Source organism: Vibrio sp. 10N.222.47.A9, assembly GCF_963872585.1.
GTDB lineage: Bacteria > Pseudomonadota > Gammaproteobacteria > Enterobacterales > Vibrionaceae > Vibrio > Vibrio splendidus.
The window spans coordinates 100,405-115,755 of sequence record NZ_CAWNBB010000002.1 but is presented as its reverse complement, the minus strand read 5'-3'; the positions used below and the strand labels follow the sequence as shown (position 1 = coordinate 115,755).

Sequence of the window (15,351 nt, the reverse complement as noted above, 5' to 3'; positions counted from 1 at the left end):
TTTAAATTGTTAAAGAGCTTTGCTTATCGAAACTTTCTTTTTACAAAGAAACCTTTGAAAGCGGACGTGAATTCTAGCGATTTAATCTTAAGTGTCAAACACTTTTTAAAATTAATTTCTTTCGAACTTTCCGTCTTACTGATTACCGCTGAAGCCTTGTAGCGTCAGCCGTGTCAGTGAGGCGGCATTATAGAGATCATCGAAAACATGGCAACCCCTATTTTAATAAAAATTCAAAAAAGTTGCTTAAGCGGCTACTTTTACGTCAAAACCCTCTTTCACAGGTTAAAGCTCATACAATCAAGAGCATATAACTTAGAATTTTGCGACTAGATCTTTCGAAAATGCCTCTATATCCAGTTCGATACTCCACTTTTTACTTAGCTCCACTATGTTATCTAGCGATTGCTGAACCATTTTTATCGTCAATGTATTGTTATCTAGGTCGTATACCTGTTTTTGCGTAGTGTAATAGAAGTAAAGGATAGTTAATGCTTCTCGATCACCTTGCTCAGCTTTTGGTTGAATACGTTTAAGCTTACGATAGATTTGATTGTGAATTTGTTTCAGGTTCCACACATAAAGCGCTTCTTTAAAGTAATTATGCCCTTTCACACGGCTCGCAATAAACGCATTCAAGGCGACTGACAAAATCACCCCGAATACATTCAAATGGAAATTACCCGTCGCTTCCCCAGTAACGGATCCAGCTGAACCAAAAAGCTCAATCAGAATGCTACCGAATACGATAGCAAACAAGGCGAGTGACCCAACCAATAAAACCAACAGTAGGTTCATCTTCTTTCTATATTCTTCTTTATTAATCTTCTGTAACTTCATCGACTACTTCCTTATGTAAGTCACCTAATAATTTGCGCATACTATCTATGTAAACCTTGCTTCGCTTCAACCTTTACCATCTTGTAATGTGGTCACTCTCTATTTAATACTTAGAGTTCTTCTGGTCAGTACTATACATAACTCCATTTGACTTCATTAATAGAAAAGAGTTACATACCGCCATAATTTTTAGTTATTCATCAATTCATGCTGATAAAGTCTGTTTCGCTTTATCACATACTGACAAGGTACATTCCATGCGTTCATTTGTATTACGCGCTCGCGCAGCCCCTACAGAGAGCAAACTTATCTTAGAAGGTGTTGGGCAAGACGCTCATACTGAGATTCTGGCTCATACTCTGATGAACACGATCTTCGTTGCTCAATCTCACCGTGAGAATGTCACCGTGCACCTTGTGCTAGAGAGTACTAAAGACTTTTCTCGTACCATTACATTCGATTCAAATGAAATCACCAACATTGGTGGCTTTCATGAATCTGCACTGTTATCTGCGGTAATAAGAGCGGTTGACGCTTCTCAAGGCATGACAAAAGAACAGACACGTCAGGTAGAACCGGGCATCACTGTTCGCACTATGAGCTTTGAAAAGTTGGTCAAAGAACTGGCCGAAGACCACCAGCTGTACATGATGGATAAGAAGGGTGACTTTATCCGTGATGCAGAGATTGCTGAAAACCCATGTTTCCTTCTTACTGATCACATCCCTATGCCGAAGAAAAGCTACAATAGCTTGAAGCGTTTAGGGACAGAGAAAATCAGCTTAGGTCCAAACATGTTGTTTGCTTCTCAGTGTGTTGTGTTGATCAACAATGAGCTTGATATAAGGGGGTTCTAACCTCCGAACTAATAGTCTAGACAAAAAAAGAGCTCAACTATGTGAGCTCTTTTAATTGTCTATCTCTTGGTATCTGTGGTGTTATCTCAGAATCAGGCCTGATTAACCAAAGATGAAGCTGTATAGGAAGCCTGCACCCATCGCCATGCTTAGGATAACGAATAGGAATGCTGCAATCATTTGGTTCTTGAAGATTGATTTAAGTAGGATAACTTCTGTCAAACTTGCACCTGCACTACCGATAATCAATGCCATTACTGAACCCAACGCCATACCTTTCTGAACTAGAGCAGCACTTAATGGGATTACCGCTTCAGCACGAATGTATAGTGGGATACCAATTACAGCGGCTACAGGAATCGCATACCACATACCTTCACCAGCGTACTGTGCAATTAAGTCTGTAGGAATGAAGCCGTAGATGAATGAACCAATCGCGATACCCATCATCAGGTAAGGGAAAACTTGTTTGAAGTCTTTCCAAGTTGAGAACCAAATTCTCATCCAACGGCTAGGTTCTTTCTTCTCTACGATTTCAGCTGTTACGCTTCCATCCGCTGAACAGCATGAAACAGTGACTTGTGGTTCTTCTTTTTTCGAATCGCAGCAAGATGTCTCCTTAGTCATTACTGGTGCAGGTTCGCCACATACACTTGTACCACATGAAGATTCCGCTTTAGCTGGCGCTGCTTTTCGAGGAGCAGAGTCACCACAGCTAGTACCACAGCTTGAAGCTGAACCTGTTGATTCATACGCTTCAGGTTTTACGTAACGCTCAAAGCCAAGCTTCTCAAGTGCGTAACCAGCCACTACAGACACCGTCATTGCTACAAGGAAGTAGAACACAGCAACTTGCCAGCCGAAGGTAATCACAAACAAACCAATGATCACTGGGTTCAATAGCGGGCTACCGAATAGGAACACCATCATTGGACCGAAACCCGCTCTTGCACGCAGCAATCCTTTTAAGAAAGGAATGGTCGAACATGAACAGAAAGGTGTAATTGCCCCCAGTAGTGCTGCTACTACATAACCCTTACCATTACGTGAGCTCAGGATAGATTGAATCTTTTCTGGTGTAAGGAACTCTTGAAGAATCCCAACAATGTAGCTGATCGCTAAGAAAAGGATAATTAGCTCTACTGCTAAGAAAGCGAACATATCAAGTGCGTCTTTTAGCATTGTTAACATTTCATTGCTCATAATTAACTCCAAACTGGATTGAAGGTCGGGCTCTATGAGAAAAGTAACCAACCCTTAATTTCGAATATTCTCGAATTATAGGAATAAACAGCTCCAGATCAAGCTTTATTTCGATAAAAATCGAAATGATTTTCTAAAACACATTTTTTCAATGACTTACACAGCCACCGTTTTTAAATTTGAATTCGACATACATTTCGACTAATATCGAAATTAAATCTTGAGGAGTTAATATGAACTTAGAAGTCGTTGCGAAAGCACTTAAAGAGTTGGGGCACCCTATTCGCCTAACCATTTATAAGAGTGTCGTTAAAGCTGGCTATCAAGGCATTGCAGTTGGCGGCCTACAAGAAGAACTAGGCATTCCCGGTTCTACCTTGTCTCACCACATATCAAGCTTGGCGTCTGCGGGCCTAATCAGCCAAAGACGAGAAGGAAGAACTCTATTCTGCGTGGCGGAGTATGAGTGTCTAGAAGGCGTGATTGATTTCTTACAAGACGAGTGTTGCGTAAATGAACAGTGCAACTGATGCACCTTTGAACGGGGCACCTTTGAATAAGGCACCTTTAAAGCTCGAACAAGTCTGGGCCGAATATCAGCAAGCATTAAAGTCATTCCTGCATTCAAAGATCAACAATTCAGCGGATGTAGACGACTTGCTCCAAGATATCTTGATTAAGACCTATCAGAACTTAGACAAGGTACAAGATGCGAGCAGTGTTAAGGCTTGGCTGTTCCAGTTAGCCAACAACACCATTATCGACTTCTACCGTAAGCATGCACGCCAACAACGCGATAGCCAAATTGATGCTGAAGATCTGTGGTTTACCGATTTAGACCACGACTCTGAATTTAAGCAGAAGCTCTCATTGTGTATTGAACCTTTTATTCAGGCACTGCCAGAACAAAGTTCATCGCTACTGCTTGCTGTCGATATCAAAGGCCAAAGCCAAAAAGAGATCGCAGAGGCTCAAAACATCAGCTACTCAACCGTTAAGTCTCGTGTTCAGAAAAGCCGCGGGGATCTTAAGAACTTGTTTGAAGAGTGCTGTAACTTGTCCCTTGATCAACAAGGCAATGTGATTGATTGCGAGCTTAAGCGGGACGCTAGCTGCGGCAAGTGTTAATCGCTACATCGAACCCGTTATTTCAATAGAACAAAGCCAGCAATTGATGCTGGCTTTGTTGTTTCATAATCTGCAAATCACGCTTTGTTTATGCGAATCGAGTGCTTAAGCGAACCTAGTGCTTGATCGAACCGAACTATGCTGCTTCCGCTTTTACCACAGGTTGATAGCGCCCCGGTTTATGATTCATTGCTAGAATCAAGTTGGTGACTATCGCACCAAGCACAGACAGGAGAACCAATGACACATCAACAATGAACAGAGAAAGCACAACAATCGTGCAGTCTAGTGCCATCTGAACCTTACCTGCTCGAATCCCAAAACGTTCTTGTAAGAACAACGCCAGAATGTTGAAGCCACCTAAGCTCATCTTATGACGGAAAATCACCAACATGCCGGTACCAATCAAGCCACCACCAATTAACGCTGCATACAATGCATGTATTTCGGCAATCTGAATCACGTGATACAAGTGATCCACAGCGAACGAAACAATCGAAACAGCGATAAAGGTATTGATGGTGAAGCGCCAGCCCATACGAGCAACCGACAAAATATAGAAAGGTAAGTTAAGTGCGAAGAACACTTGGCCAAAGCTTAGGTCTGTTACTTTGGTAATGAAGATCGCTAGACCAGCCGTGCCTCCGGTGAGCAAACCGACTTGGTTGAAAAAGATAACGCCGAGTGAAACCAGTGCGCTACCTAAGAGCAGTGCCAGTAAATTTTCGCGAAGGTTATGATCTTTATCCATGTGAATGACTCTCCCTGAATCTTTTAACATCGCGTTTCAGTAGTTTTGAAACGATTTATGCCCAAATTTACGATGTTTGACAGATAAGTCGAGTGAATGGCCAATGTTGATTAGTGATTAGTTTGTATATTAGTTTTTACAGTTTTGTGAAATCTTCAATTAAACAGACAGTTACAATCTTGCATTTGAGCTTTCATTCTTAATTACATACTTCTATCTATTAACCAGTAAACTTCGAGTTTTCCTATTTATTGGTCACGTTTCGCCCCAATTCTAACGACGCATAAATCTATGCGTAAAACGCATAGACTAAATCACAAATGGTCATTTGATACATACCCTACTCGTCATTATGATGCGCGACTTCTTACAACATTGAGCGCATGTAAACACCTTATGTTTTCACAATCTCTTTTTGCCCAACTGGCCAGAATGACGCTATTTCTCGTCATTAGTTTGGTTATTGTGCATCACAGTCAGCCATTGATTGATCTCTTGGCTCAGCATGCCGTGAGCAGTGGCTGCCACCAGCAATCAGCGCATGAGCATTCTGGGCACGAACATCACCATGAGATGACTGACCAACATATGTCAGCGCAAGACCACTCACATCACCACCATTAATTTAAGAGTATTAGAATGAGCATTTTCCGTTTTCCTTTACTGGTATGGCTTGGGATCGGCACACTTATTATCAGTCTAGGGATCAGACAATCATTCGGCATTTTCATGATGCCAATTTCAGAGCATTTCGGCACGGGGCGAGACTTTTTCAGCTTCGCGATTGCGCTACAAAACCTATTGTTTGGCGTGTTCCAACCTTTTGTTGGTATGGCTGCTGACAAATGGGGAGCAAGACGCATCATTATTGCTGGCGCATGTGCTTACGGTTTGGGTTTACTTCTTACCTCTATTTCTACCGAATCAAGCATGCTTTACGTTTCACTAGGCGCACTGGTTGGCCTTGGGTTAAGTGCGACGAGCTATGTGATCGTATTAGGCGCGGTAGCAAAAGTAGTACCTGCAGAGCACGCAGCGAAGGCATTTGGTTTAACCACAGCAGCAGGTTCATTTGGTATGTTCGCGGTAATTCCGGGCGCGCAATACATGTTGAACGAATTTGACTGGCAGAGTGCGATGCAAGTATTTGGCGTACTTTGTTGTTTCATGATCTCTTTTGCGCTGTTTATGCGAGCGCCGAGATCGGCAACCAATAAACAAGTAGAAGACACTCAGACACTAAAAGAAGCACTGTCTGAGGCGTTTGCGAACAAAAGCTACTGGTTAATTCACGCGGGCTTCTTCGTGTGTGGTTTCCACGTAATGTTCATTGCGACGCACCTACCAAGTTACTTAGCAGACAAAAACCTACCGGCGAGCAGCGCAGCAATGGCACTGGCTTACGTTGGCATCTTCAACATCTTCGGGTCTTACTTCTGGGGTGTAATGGGCGATAAGTTCAGCAAACGCCACGTTATGTCCGCACTGTACTTAGTGCGAACTGTGGTTATCGGTGCGTTTGTTACTCTGCCTGTGACTGAATCAACCGCGGCTATCTTCGGTGCGGCCATTGGATTCTGTTGGTTGGGTACAGTTCCGCTAACGTCTGGCTTAGTTCGTCAGATCTTCGGTGCTCGTTATCTGTCGACGTTGTACGGTTTGGTGTTCTTTACTCACCAAGTGGGTAGCTTCTTAGGCGCTTGGGTTGGCGGTCGTATTTACGATTACTACGGTTCTTACGAGCCAATCTGGTGGTCAACCGTGGTACTTGCATTTGCGGCAGCGCTTATCCATTTACCAATCAATGACAAGCCGATTGAGCGACTGAAATTGGCAATGGCTTAACGTTTAACGCTGACTCCCCCACTAGCGTAAACAACAAGTCGTTCCAATAAAGCGAGTGAGTATTGAAGGGAAACATCCTGATATACTCACTCGCTTTTTTGTTAGTCACTATTTCACCAATTAAAACGGCCGATATTTGCATAAACCTCACTGAATAATAAGACTATCCTTTTCGTTTTAATTTATAGTATCCACTCGCTCCTTTAAAACTAATCCGCAGGCTTATGGAATACATAGATCAGACTGTCCTTATCGCAATGGCACTCATTTTTGCTGGCTCATTTGTGCAAACCGCAATCGGCTTTGGTTTGGCTATTGTTGCAGCCCCACTACTGTTTTTGGTTTCACCAGACTATGTACCTGCGCCTATCTGCTTGGTTGGCCTGTTTATCTCTTTATTCAACGCCTTTAAACACCGTGCAAACATTTCTATTGGCGGGTTAAAAATCGCATTGCTGGGCCGCATTCCAGGCTCACTGGCAGGCGGAGCATTATTGGTGATGGTTTCAACGAGCGTGTTGTCATTGTGGTTGGGCTTATTGGTGGTATTTGCCGTGATTGTTAGCCTACTGCCATTCAGGCTCGAACCAACCCCAATCAAGATGGGTATTGCAGGGTTCTTCTCTGGGTTCTTTGGCACTAGTTCTGGTATTGGTGGTCCACCGATGGCACTGCTACTCCAACACCAAGATGCCAATCAGCTTCGTGGTAACCTTTCTGCGTTTTTCGTGTTTAGTTCGATCATTTCGTTGGTTGTACAGATCCCAATTGGCTTCTTCACGCTACACCACTTGATCATCACTATACCTTTGCTGCCTGCTGCTTGGTTGGGTTACAAAGTGGCGTTAATGACGACACAAAGCATCCCTAAAGAGAAGATACGCATTGGTTCATTACTGCTATGTTCTCTCAGTGGCTTTACGGCAATCTGGCAGGGTTTAGCTAGCTAGTTATTGGCGATAAAGACCGAAAAAGACATCTTAGAAAACCAACACAGTTCAAACTCCCAATAGATAAAAGGACGCTCTATGACTTACGACGAATTCAATGCATTCTGCGAGTCACTGCCTGCAACCAGTTATGTGATGCAGTGGAATAACTCGCACGTTTGGAAAGTGGGTGGCAAGGTGTTTGCGATTGGTGGTTGGGGACCGAAAGATGAGCCTGCGTTTATCTTCAAGGCGTCCGATCAGAACTTCGACTTTCTGAAAGAGGAACCCGGTTATAAACCTGCTCCTTACTTTGCTTCGCGTGGTATGAAATGGATTCAGCTGTTTGAAAGCACGCCAGAAAAGGATGAGGAGCTGAGATACTACCTCACTGAGTCACACCGAATTGTGTCCTTAGGTCTAACCAAAAAGAAACAAGCAGAGCTAGGGCTCAATCAATAACGTTTATTACGTACTGCTAATCTGAGCCCTTCTTTTGCAGTGAGGAAGGCTCCCTAAGAAGTCTGTTTCAAAAATGCAGGTATATAGCGTTCTATTTTTTGCTCTGAGATAAGCGGCACCAATAAATAGATCAAACCCGCAAAGGCAATAGATCCGGCTAAGTCCTCTGGTCGATGCATGCCAAGCCAAACACGGCTATAGGCGACACCACCAGCCCAAGCCAGTAAACCACCGACTAGATAAAAGCGTTTCGCCTCTAGGAGAAGACCACCAAAGAACGCCAAGCACACACCGACGAAAATCATATGTCCAGATGGGAAAGAGTAGTCGGTTTCACCCAACCAGTGACGTGTTCGCCACTCGCTCACCTTATCTTGTACAGACTCAATCGCAGCATTCTTTTCAACCAATGGTAATTCGTAAAACACTTCCGGCATATCAACCACTTCCTGCGTCACCAAATACTCAGAATAAGGACGAGGGCTCTCAGTGGAATGCTTTAAGAAGGTTTTCGCTGCAAAGCTAAGCACCAACAACAAGCCGAGCTGCAGACAAAGACTGACTAACTTAGCTTTGGAAAACTTCATCGTGAACAATACTAAAGACAAAATAGCTAGCGTTACCAAGAATCCTTGATTGCCCGCAGAGTAAGTCACAAACGTTATGAAGGCTCCATAGAAAGGCAAAACAGCACTTCCAAGGTCGAAGTCAGATCCAAATATCAAAAAGGGTATGAGGGAATACAAACTTAGAACGAGCAGTAATAAGCCTTTGGATTTGTTAGAGAACAGAGAAGTCATGGCTAAGATCTTTTAGATAAAGTGGTCGGATGCTATCGCAGCTTAGCATCGTCAATATCAATTTTATGTCAAAACGGTCAGTCAGCCGTCATGGTGTAACAATATTCGATTAATGGACCTCTTGAGTATTGATTCGGTGAACAGCCACGCCAGCACCAATAATGTTCAACATCCATTTATGTTCATAGAGATAGCAAAAATCACTGAAACCAGACGAGACAAAGGCATCATCCCACTAATAGACTACCGGACGCGTTCTGCTGATAAAGTGAACACTTACCGGATTATAAGGCCAGAATCTTAAAAACTTTGCTGTCAGTCCTTTAAATCCACTATTGAAAGGATTACCATCTGGTCTGCTTTCAAAAGCAAAACAGGTTATTAATTTTTATTCTCAGGGCGGGGCGAAATTCCCCACCGGCGGTATGTCCTTAGCAAAATCTAAAGATAAGCCCGCGAGCGCTCGATTCGTCGAGGTCAGCAGATCTGGTGAGATGCCAGAGCCGACGGTTATAGTCCGGATGAGAGAGAATGAAAACACACTCGTTTAAGTTGGAAAGGCGCACCCATTTATTGGGTTCATGCCTCCAACTTAGGCGGGTGCATTTCGTTTTGGATAAAACCATAATGAGCTAAAGTTGACTTGTAATGAGTAGGCTTTGTTGTGCTCGGTTGAGATCCCTCATACAGCCCTGATTCTGGTGATATTTTAGGAGTTTAACCATGAATCAGTCTTCACTACTTGCCGAATTTGGCGAACCAATCACTCGCGTTGAAAACGCACTGCAAGCTCTACGCGAAGGTCGTGGCGTACTTCTACTTGACGATGAAGATCGTGAGAACGAAGGCGACATCATCTACTCAGTAGAACACCTGACGAATGCTCAAATGGCGCTTATGATCCGCGAATGCAGCGGCATTGTGTGCCTGTGTCTAACTGACGAGCAAGCGAACCAACTTGAACTTCCACCTATGGTTGTTGATAACAACAGCGCAAACCAAACTGCGTTTACCGTAACTATCGAAGCGAAAGTGGGTGTAACAACAGGTGTTTCTGCCGCTGACCGTGTAACAACGATCAAGACAGCTGCAAATCCAACAGCTAAGCCTACTGACCTTGCTCGCCCTGGCCACGTATTCCCATTGCGTGCTCGTAAAGGTGGTGTACTTGCTCGTCGCGGCCACACAGAAGGCACAGTGGATCTTATGCAAATGGCTGGTCTTCAATCTGCCGGTGTACTGTGTGAAGTAACCAACCCAGATGGCACGATGGCAAAAGCGCCAGAGATCGTTGCTTTCGGTAAAATGCACAACATGCCAGTACTGACCATTGAAGATATGGTTATGTACCGCACTGAGTTCGACCTTAAGCTTGCATAACGCTTAATCGTCAGTGTCCAGCGCTGGCGATAATTGGATCGCTAATAAATATTGAAAGGCCTAATTCTTTAATGCTGTTTCTAGTTAATAGCATTAAAGAATTAGGCCTTTTTAATTTCCGTATTTTGAGACGAGCTAGAGATTGATCGCCGAAGTGTCCCTACCTATCGAAACCTCCCCAGCCTAATCGCAAGAAAAGCGTAACCTCTCAAAAAATCCTGCAAAATATGAGAAACAGTCACTCAAATGGTGAAGTCATGCACCATTATTGATCACCCTCAATCACAGAAAAACCATAAATAACTGAAATATAACACTTATTTATTTTGGCACGGTGTCTGCACTACCACTAAGTAGGTATGCACATATTAGGAGTTAAATATGTTTGTAATTATTTCAGTTGGTTTATCCATAGCAGTACTTGCTGCCCTATTTCATTTCTCAAGAAAGAGACAAACGGCGCTATCACACAGGTTTGAAACCTTAGTTTTGCTCAGAGAGCTATTGTTGTTATCACGTAAACATCGCGCGGCAACGCATTACGCTCTGGCGTATAAATTGTCTAGCGACTCGATTCGTAAAGTGAACGAGATTTACGACAACATACTTGAGGTCTCTGAATTGCTTCAATCTCATGTTTCGTTTGATAGTCGCCCTATGTATCGCATCTATCACCTTAAGCTCATTGCCATGCACAGCGAATGGCAAAACCGCAGCTTGGTGCGCAACCAATCGATTCATGGCAAAACAATTCGCCACAGCATGTTCTTGATGGATGAAGTGATGATCATCTGGCTGATCCAGTCTGAGCGAGAAGACATGAGTAGTGAATACCACATGAATTGGCAACAGATCTTAGACTGCATGGAGATCTTGACCAAGCTGAGAATGTGCATACCTGATATGGAGAAGCCTGAGGAGTATGCGAGATTCAAATTCTACGCATCTCAGACACACCGCAAACTCAACCAATTATCGATTATCTGCCCTATCAGCAGTGGGTCGCCCATTTGTACACGTGCGATGCATGCACTTACCGAGATCGCATCAAGCACTGAAGCGACCCAACCAGCAGATAGCATGTACGAGTTAACCAGTGATATCTCTACTGTGGTATCGCAAGTCTACGACCAAGTATTATCAGACATTACCAAAAGCTTGTATCAGCCTTTACCTAGCATCAACGATAAGGCGATAAACACCCGATTATCCGTACATCATTACATGTAAAGACTTCGTGAGAGGAGAGCGTGCTGGAACTCTGAATTATTGAGTTCAAATCCGATATCACCTTTGATATCGGATTTTTGTATTTATGGGCTTATATATTTATTTGGTTCTATTTTAGGACGAGACAAGTTATGAGCGATGTAAGCTTAAACGTCTCCAGATTTGATATCGCTAGACCAAGCTTCTGCTGCAAAATCAATGAACTGACGAACAACAGGCAGCTGATAACTGCGAGACAAGTACACCGCCCAAAGCACACTACTCGGTGAAACAAAATCATCAAAAATTCGTTTCAGCTTCCCTTCAGCAATCAACGGATTCGCTAAATCACAAGGTAATCGAACAACCCCTTTGCCATGCTGTGCGGCGCGAGCTAACACCCCAACATCGTTGGCCTTAATAGTCCCCGACACCTCAACCGAATAATGTTGGTTATCCTTAACAAAATCCCACTTAGAGACACTCAAATGACGAAAACAATTGTGTTGTCTAAGCGCTTCAACCGTTTCAGGTTCACCGTGTTTGTCTAGGTAGTCTTGTGAGGCACACACCACCGAATCAATTTCCATTAGCTTTCGAGCAATCAAACTATCGTCAGGTTGATCGGTATAGCGCAGCGCAATATCGATTCTATCATCCACCAGCTGAGCAAAATGGTCAGAAGCAAATAGCTCTACCGTGATACTGGGATGAAGCTCTGTGAACTGTTCAACCACACTCAACAGCATATGTTGAGTCAAGCCAATTGGGGCTGCTATTCGAATGGTTCCGGAAAGAGCATCGGTTTGATTAAGTGCTGTGACTTCTAGCTCCGCCGTTTCATGGAGTATTTTTTCGCAACGTTGTAGCGCAATCTCCCCTGCTGTCGTCAAACTTACCTTACGAGTCGTTCTGTGCAGAAGCCTTTGTTTTAACCACCCTTCGATCTCTTGAACATGCCGTGAAACCTGTAAACGGCTCATGTCCAAATGCTCTGCTGCTTGAGTAAAACTGGCGCAATTTGCGACTTCAACAAAGCTACGCATCGCCGTCAACCTGTCCATCACACTCTCCCTTACCGACTTAACCAAGCCTATTAGATAACTGTATAGATACAATCTACATCATTTCACGATATTTATCGCAATCTAGTGAGCTATTAGACTGCAATGGCTGTCGAGAAACAGACTCAATAAATTAGATAATTGGAGAGACATTATGAAAATTGCAGTATTAGGCGCATCAGGTTGGATTGGTAGTCACATAGCTCAAGAAGCTCAATCTCGCGGACACGAAGTTGTTGCTGTTGTAAGAGATGCAAGCCGCGTAGAAATCAGCGATGTTGAAGTTCGTTCATTTGATTTACAAGATGAAGCGGCAAGTCTAGCGACCGCTTTCTCAGGCGTTGATGCTGTAATTGCTTCGATTGGTGGACGCGCTCTAGGCAATCACGACATCGTAAAAAACACAGCAGTTAAGTTGCTTGATACATTGCCAAGCATTGGCATCGAACGTCTACTTTGGGTAGGAGGTGCAGGCTCATTAGAAGTGGCGCCAAACGTACCGTTAGTTACCGTTCCTGACTTCCCTGCGGACTACAAAAACGAAGCGCTAGCACAAGGAGAAGCCCTTGAAGTGTTCAAACAATCTAATGACAAGGTTAACTGGACATTCGTTAGCCCTGCTGCGGAAATCTTCCCGGGCGATAAGCTATCAACCTACCGCACAGGTGGTGATCAACTGCTCACTGACGAAGATGGCAACAGCAAAATATCCGTCAGCGACTACGCTATCGCGATGATTGATGAACTCGAAACTGGCAAGTTCCCACGCCAACGCATTGGTGTCGCTTACTAGTCAGCTCATATATAAAAACTAAAAAAGCCGCTTGTTCAAAACAATGCGGCTTTCTCATCTTTATATGGAGCATTCCTTTAACCCAATGGCAAGTGACCCGTTTTCACTAGGATAACCGTCTCTTCTTCCACATAAGGGAAATGCTCGCTCATATGCGGGCTACGCATCCATGTGTGTTTTGGATACTCACCATGTTCATCTTTAAAAGTGCCTGACAACACAAAAATCTCTTCACCACCAAAGTGACGGTGCGGCTGAAAACGTTCGCCAACAGGCCACTTCACTAAAGCGACATGCTCGTGCTCGAATTCATGCAGTGGCATCACTTGTAAACCACCAATACCCGGAAGCCACTCTGTTTCTAGAGTATTAATGCGAACTTGAGTTAAGTCTTTCGCATCAAACTGGTTAAGCTTCACCAAGATCGTGCAGCCATTTTTGCTTGATGGAGAGTGCGCACTGCCCGGCGGATTACGGATATAAGTGCCCGCTGGGAAATCTCCAGTTTCATCAGAGAAAACACCGTCTAACACGAAGATTTCTTCGCCTTGCGGATGCGGGTGCTCAGAAAACGAAGATTCCGGTTCGTACTTCACAACACTGGTCGTGTGACCTGATTCTTTCTCTTCTCTTTCAAGCGGCTTACGCCATACCCCTTTGGCAGGGCTCGCGATCCAATCTAATATCTCGGTTTCTATAACCAGTCTCTTTGAAAAGTCCATGTTGAACATAATGGCGACCTTACTCTTGTTATCGTTTTAATTATTATTGTTGTCTTTCTCGTTTCTATTCTACGCGAATACTCATCAAGGAGGCCATTTCGCAGCTATTTGCCTACGCGACAGCCTCCTGAAAAGAAGCCTAATTAATTGCGGCCAGCGATCACACCGCCATCAACATCCCAGATTGCACCCGTTACCCAATCAGCACTGTCTGACAGTAAGAAAGAGATGCTATTGGCGATGTCTTTCGGCAAACCAACTCGACCAATCGGATGGAATGCGTTGAAACCTTCTAACGCTTGATCCACATCTTCAGGTTTGATGAAAGATTCGTAAATCGGTGTTTTAACCACAGCCGGGGAAACCGCATTCACACGAATGTTATGTTCAGCCAGCTCCATTGCCATGTGTTGTGTTAATGCGTGTAGGCCAGCTTTAGCCATTGAATAGGCAGAAGATGGCGTCGCTTTGATTGCTTGCTTACCCCACATAGAACCAACGTTAACCACACTGCCGCCGCCGTTCTTGATCATCAACTTGCTTATCGCTTGAGTAATGAAGAAGGTTGCTTTATTAAGCTGCATGTATTGCTCGTAATCAGATTCTTGGTGCTCAATAAACGCTTTAGGGTTGAAGTAACCTGCAGCATTAACAAGGTAACCAATACCTTCTTCGAGCGACTCTAAATGCGCAATAAGGCGAGACACACTCGCATCATCATAAAGGTTAGCTTGCCAACCAGAAGCGTTGCCTAGTGATTGAAGTTCTGACACCGCTTTATCTAACTTAGTTGGGTTATTGCCGACAACCAACACATGGATGTTTTGAGCGACTAACTGCTTCGCTGTTTCAAAGCCCATCCCGCTCGTGCCACCGATTACTACTGCAATACCATTTTTAGTGAAGTTCATTTTGTTATCTCCTAAGTCATGTGAACGTGGTAATCTTAGGCCTTGAACTAACACTATGAATAGTAAGTACAAATCGGTTAGGTAGGTACTTATTGGTACATCTTTATGAAAAATCAGGAAAACTTTTTTTCAAGAAAATCAGCACCAGAGCGCTCAGCTCGCATGGTAGAAACCATCTACGGCTGTAAATGGTCGCTAACGGTCTACCAATTGCTCGCAAATGGCATTAATCGCCCTGGTGAAATGGTGCGCTCGGTCGAAGGGTTATCGACCAAGGTATTGAATGAATGTTTGAAGCGAAATGTAGAATTTGGGATTTTAGATAAGCAAATGTTCAACGAACTGCCACCAAGAGTTGAATACCAAGTGACTCCGTTCGGCGAGAAGTTTTTGTTGATTCTAGACCAGCTAGAAAACCTACAAAACGAAATCGACGAGATGTAAGCCCACGCGAATC

The 15,351-nt window shown here is 43.8% G+C and carries 18 protein-coding genes and 1 riboswitch; of the genes, 10 read left to right on the top strand and 8 right to left on the bottom strand.

Features of this window, described 5'->3' with window-relative positions; all coding sequences use genetic code 11:
• Nucleotides 1-315 precede the first annotated feature (315 nt).
• Entirely contained in the window at nucleotides 316-840 is a 525-nt protein-coding gene (locus tag AACT19_RS01520) for a DUF3087 family protein (RefSeq protein WP_076644893.1), read from the bottom strand.
• Nucleotides 841-1,097: 257 nt separating this feature from the next.
• On the opposite strand from AACT19_RS01520, the gene trmY reads away from it, so the two are divergent.
• Nucleotides 1,098-1,697, top strand: a complete 600-nt coding sequence (gene trmY / locus AACT19_RS01515; RefSeq protein WP_076644892.1) for a tRNA (pseudouridine(54)-N(1))-methyltransferase TrmY — start codon at nucleotides 1,098-1,100, stop codon at nucleotides 1,695-1,697.
• 102 nt (nucleotides 1,698-1,799) lie between these two features.
• Here trmY and AACT19_RS01510 read toward each other — a convergent pair whose 3' ends face one another.
• Nucleotides 1,800-2,900 carry a permease gene (locus AACT19_RS01510; RefSeq protein WP_065681115.1) on the bottom strand — a complete coding sequence of 367 codons (1,101 nt, stop codon included), beginning with the start codon at nucleotides 2,898-2,900 and terminating at the stop codon, nucleotides 1,800-1,802.
• Between the two features lie 233 nt (nucleotides 2,901-3,133).
• Between AACT19_RS01510 and AACT19_RS01505 the strand changes: the two genes are divergently transcribed.
• Nucleotides 3,134-3,430: an ArsR/SmtB family transcription factor gene (locus AACT19_RS01505; RefSeq protein WP_004733042.1), complete on the top strand. Its 297-nt coding sequence runs from the start codon at nucleotides 3,134-3,136 to the stop codon at nucleotides 3,428-3,430.
• Nucleotides 3,414-4,028 (top strand): RNA polymerase sigma factor SigZ, encoded by a 615-nt coding sequence (gene sigZ / locus AACT19_RS01500; RefSeq protein WP_054541540.1) that lies wholly within the window; start codon nucleotides 3,414-3,416, stop codon nucleotides 4,026-4,028. Before AACT19_RS01505 ends, sigZ begins: the two co-directional genes overlap by 17 nt.
• A gap of 136 nt (nucleotides 4,029-4,164) precedes the next feature.
• On the opposite strand, the gene AACT19_RS01495 is transcribed toward sigZ, so the two are convergent.
• Nucleotides 4,165-4,779, bottom strand: coding sequence for a YitT family protein (locus AACT19_RS01495; protein WP_029222369.1), 615 nt, complete (start codon nucleotides 4,777-4,779; stop codon nucleotides 4,165-4,167).
• A gap of 460 nt (nucleotides 4,780-5,239) precedes the next feature.
• The gene (locus tag AACT19_RS01490; RefSeq protein ID WP_181257496.1) at nucleotides 5,240-5,389 is read right to left on the bottom strand and encodes a hypothetical protein; all 150 of its coding nucleotides are present in this window, start codon (nucleotides 5,387-5,389) and stop codon (nucleotides 5,240-5,242) included.
• Nucleotides 5,390-5,418: 29 nt separating this feature from the next.
• Here AACT19_RS01490 and AACT19_RS01485 point away from each other — a divergent pair, with 29 nt between their 5' ends.
• The 3 genes from AACT19_RS01485 to AACT19_RS01475 all read left to right on the top strand — a co-directional run bounded on the left by AACT19_RS01485 (nucleotide 5,419) and on the right by AACT19_RS01475 (nucleotide 8,015).
• A complete protein-coding gene (locus tag AACT19_RS01485) occupies nucleotides 5,419-6,624 on the top strand; it encodes an MFS transporter (RefSeq protein WP_076644890.1) in 1,206 nt (401 codons plus the stop codon).
• Between the two features lie 224 nt (nucleotides 6,625-6,848).
• Nucleotides 6,849-7,574 carry a sulfite exporter TauE/SafE family protein gene (locus AACT19_RS01480; RefSeq protein WP_198595040.1) on the top strand — a complete coding sequence of 242 codons (726 nt, stop codon included), beginning with the start codon at nucleotides 6,849-6,851 and terminating at the stop codon, nucleotides 7,572-7,574.
• Nucleotides 7,575-7,652: 78 nt separating this feature from the next.
• The gene (locus tag AACT19_RS01475; protein ID WP_076644888.1) at nucleotides 7,653-8,015 is read left to right on the top strand and encodes an MmcQ/YjbR family DNA-binding protein; all 363 of its coding nucleotides are present in this window, start codon (nucleotides 7,653-7,655) and stop codon (nucleotides 8,013-8,015) included.
• 53 nt (nucleotides 8,016-8,068) lie between these two features.
• On the opposite strand, the gene AACT19_RS01470 is transcribed toward AACT19_RS01475, so the two are convergent.
• Complete coding sequence (locus AACT19_RS01470; protein WP_076644887.1) at nucleotides 8,069-8,815, bottom strand: phosphatase PAP2 family protein; 747 nt, start codon at nucleotides 8,813-8,815, stop codon at nucleotides 8,069-8,071.
• Between the two features lie 386 nt (nucleotides 8,816-9,201).
• A riboswitch (FMN riboswitch) is annotated at nucleotides 9,202-9,352 on the top strand.
• 186 nt (nucleotides 9,353-9,538) lie between these two features.
• On the opposite strand from AACT19_RS01470, the gene ribB reads away from it, so the two are divergent.
• Together ribB and AACT19_RS01460 are read left to right on the top strand one after the other, a co-directional pair.
• Nucleotides 9,539-10,195: a 3,4-dihydroxy-2-butanone-4-phosphate synthase gene (gene ribB, locus AACT19_RS01465; RefSeq protein ID WP_004733029.1), complete on the top strand. Its 657-nt coding sequence runs from the start codon at nucleotides 9,539-9,541 to the stop codon at nucleotides 10,193-10,195.
• Nucleotides 10,196-10,576: 381 nt separating this feature from the next.
• Nucleotides 10,577-11,425 (top strand): hypothetical protein, encoded by an 849-nt coding sequence (locus AACT19_RS01460; RefSeq protein WP_076644886.1) that lies wholly within the window; start codon nucleotides 10,577-10,579, stop codon nucleotides 11,423-11,425.
• Nucleotides 11,426-11,571: 146 nt separating this feature from the next.
• On the opposite strand, the gene AACT19_RS01455 is transcribed toward AACT19_RS01460, so the two are convergent.
• Entirely contained in the window at nucleotides 11,572-12,468 is an 897-nt protein-coding gene (locus tag AACT19_RS01455; RefSeq protein WP_029222234.1) for a LysR family transcriptional regulator, read from the bottom strand.
• A gap of 154 nt (nucleotides 12,469-12,622) precedes the next feature.
• Between AACT19_RS01455 and AACT19_RS01450 the strand changes: the two genes are divergently transcribed.
• Entirely contained in the window at nucleotides 12,623-13,261 is a 639-nt protein-coding gene (locus AACT19_RS01450) for an NAD(P)-dependent oxidoreductase (protein ID WP_076644885.1), read from the top strand.
• Between the two features lie 77 nt (nucleotides 13,262-13,338).
• Here the strand turns inward: AACT19_RS01450 and AACT19_RS01445 are convergent, their stop codons facing one another.
• The gene (locus AACT19_RS01445; protein ID WP_076644884.1) at nucleotides 13,339-13,992 is read right to left on the bottom strand and encodes a cupin domain-containing protein; all 654 of its coding nucleotides are present in this window, start codon (nucleotides 13,990-13,992) and stop codon (nucleotides 13,339-13,341) included.
• 134 nt (nucleotides 13,993-14,126) lie between these two features.
• Complete coding sequence (locus AACT19_RS01440) at nucleotides 14,127-14,894, bottom strand: SDR family NAD(P)-dependent oxidoreductase (RefSeq protein ID WP_076644883.1); 768 nt, start codon at nucleotides 14,892-14,894, stop codon at nucleotides 14,127-14,129.
• 105 nt (nucleotides 14,895-14,999) lie between these two features.
• Here AACT19_RS01440 and AACT19_RS01435 point away from each other — a divergent pair, with 105 nt between their 5' ends.
• Nucleotides 15,000-15,338: a winged helix-turn-helix transcriptional regulator gene (locus tag AACT19_RS01435; RefSeq protein ID WP_004733017.1), complete on the top strand. Its 339-nt coding sequence runs from the start codon at nucleotides 15,000-15,002 to the stop codon at nucleotides 15,336-15,338.
• Nucleotides 15,339-15,351 lie beyond the last annotated feature (13 nt).

Coding starts and splice junctions, on each gene's coding strand:
- AACT19_RS01470 (WP_076644887.1), bottom strand. CDS start 8,815: ATGACTTCTCTGTTCTCTAACAAATCCAAAGGCTTATTACTGCTCGTT.
- AACT19_RS01435 (WP_004733017.1), top strand. CDS start 15,000: ATGAAAAATCAGGAAAACTTTTTTTCAAGAAAATCAGCACCAGAGCGC.
- AACT19_RS01480 (WP_198595040.1), top strand. CDS start 6,849: ATGGAATACATAGATCAGACTGTCCTTATCGCAATGGCACTCATTTTT.
- AACT19_RS01455 (WP_029222234.1), bottom strand. CDS start 12,468: ATGGACAGGTTGACGGCGATGCGTAGCTTTGTTGAAGTCGCAAATTGC.
- AACT19_RS01475 (WP_076644888.1), top strand. CDS start 7,653: ATGACTTACGACGAATTCAATGCATTCTGCGAGTCACTGCCTGCAACC.
- AACT19_RS01445 (WP_076644884.1), bottom strand. CDS start 13,992: ATGTTCAACATGGACTTTTCAAAGAGACTGGTTATAGAAACCGAGATA.
- AACT19_RS01495 (WP_029222369.1), bottom strand. CDS start 4,779: ATGGATAAAGATCATAACCTTCGCGAAAATTTACTGGCACTGCTCTTA.
- AACT19_RS01520 (WP_076644893.1), bottom strand. CDS start 840: ATGAAGTTACAGAAGATTAATAAAGAAGAATATAGAAAGAAGATGAAC.
- AACT19_RS01510 (WP_065681115.1), bottom strand. CDS start 2,900: ATGAGCAATGAAATGTTAACAATGCTAAAAGACGCACTTGATATGTTC.
- AACT19_RS01440 (WP_076644883.1), bottom strand. CDS start 14,894: ATGAACTTCACTAAAAATGGTATTGCAGTAGTAATCGGTGGCACGAGC.
- sigZ (WP_054541540.1), top strand. CDS start 3,414: ATGAACAGTGCAACTGATGCACCTTTGAACGGGGCACCTTTGAATAAG.
- AACT19_RS01460 (WP_076644886.1), top strand. CDS start 10,577: ATGTTTGTAATTATTTCAGTTGGTTTATCCATAGCAGTACTTGCTGCC.
- AACT19_RS01505 (WP_004733042.1), top strand. CDS start 3,134: ATGAACTTAGAAGTCGTTGCGAAAGCACTTAAAGAGTTGGGGCACCCT.
- AACT19_RS01450 (WP_076644885.1), top strand. CDS start 12,623: ATGAAAATTGCAGTATTAGGCGCATCAGGTTGGATTGGTAGTCACATA.
- trmY (WP_076644892.1), top strand. CDS start 1,098: ATGCGTTCATTTGTATTACGCGCTCGCGCAGCCCCTACAGAGAGCAAA.
- AACT19_RS01485 (WP_076644890.1), top strand. CDS start 5,419: ATGAGCATTTTCCGTTTTCCTTTACTGGTATGGCTTGGGATCGGCACA.
- ribB (WP_004733029.1), top strand. CDS start 9,539: ATGAATCAGTCTTCACTACTTGCCGAATTTGGCGAACCAATCACTCGC.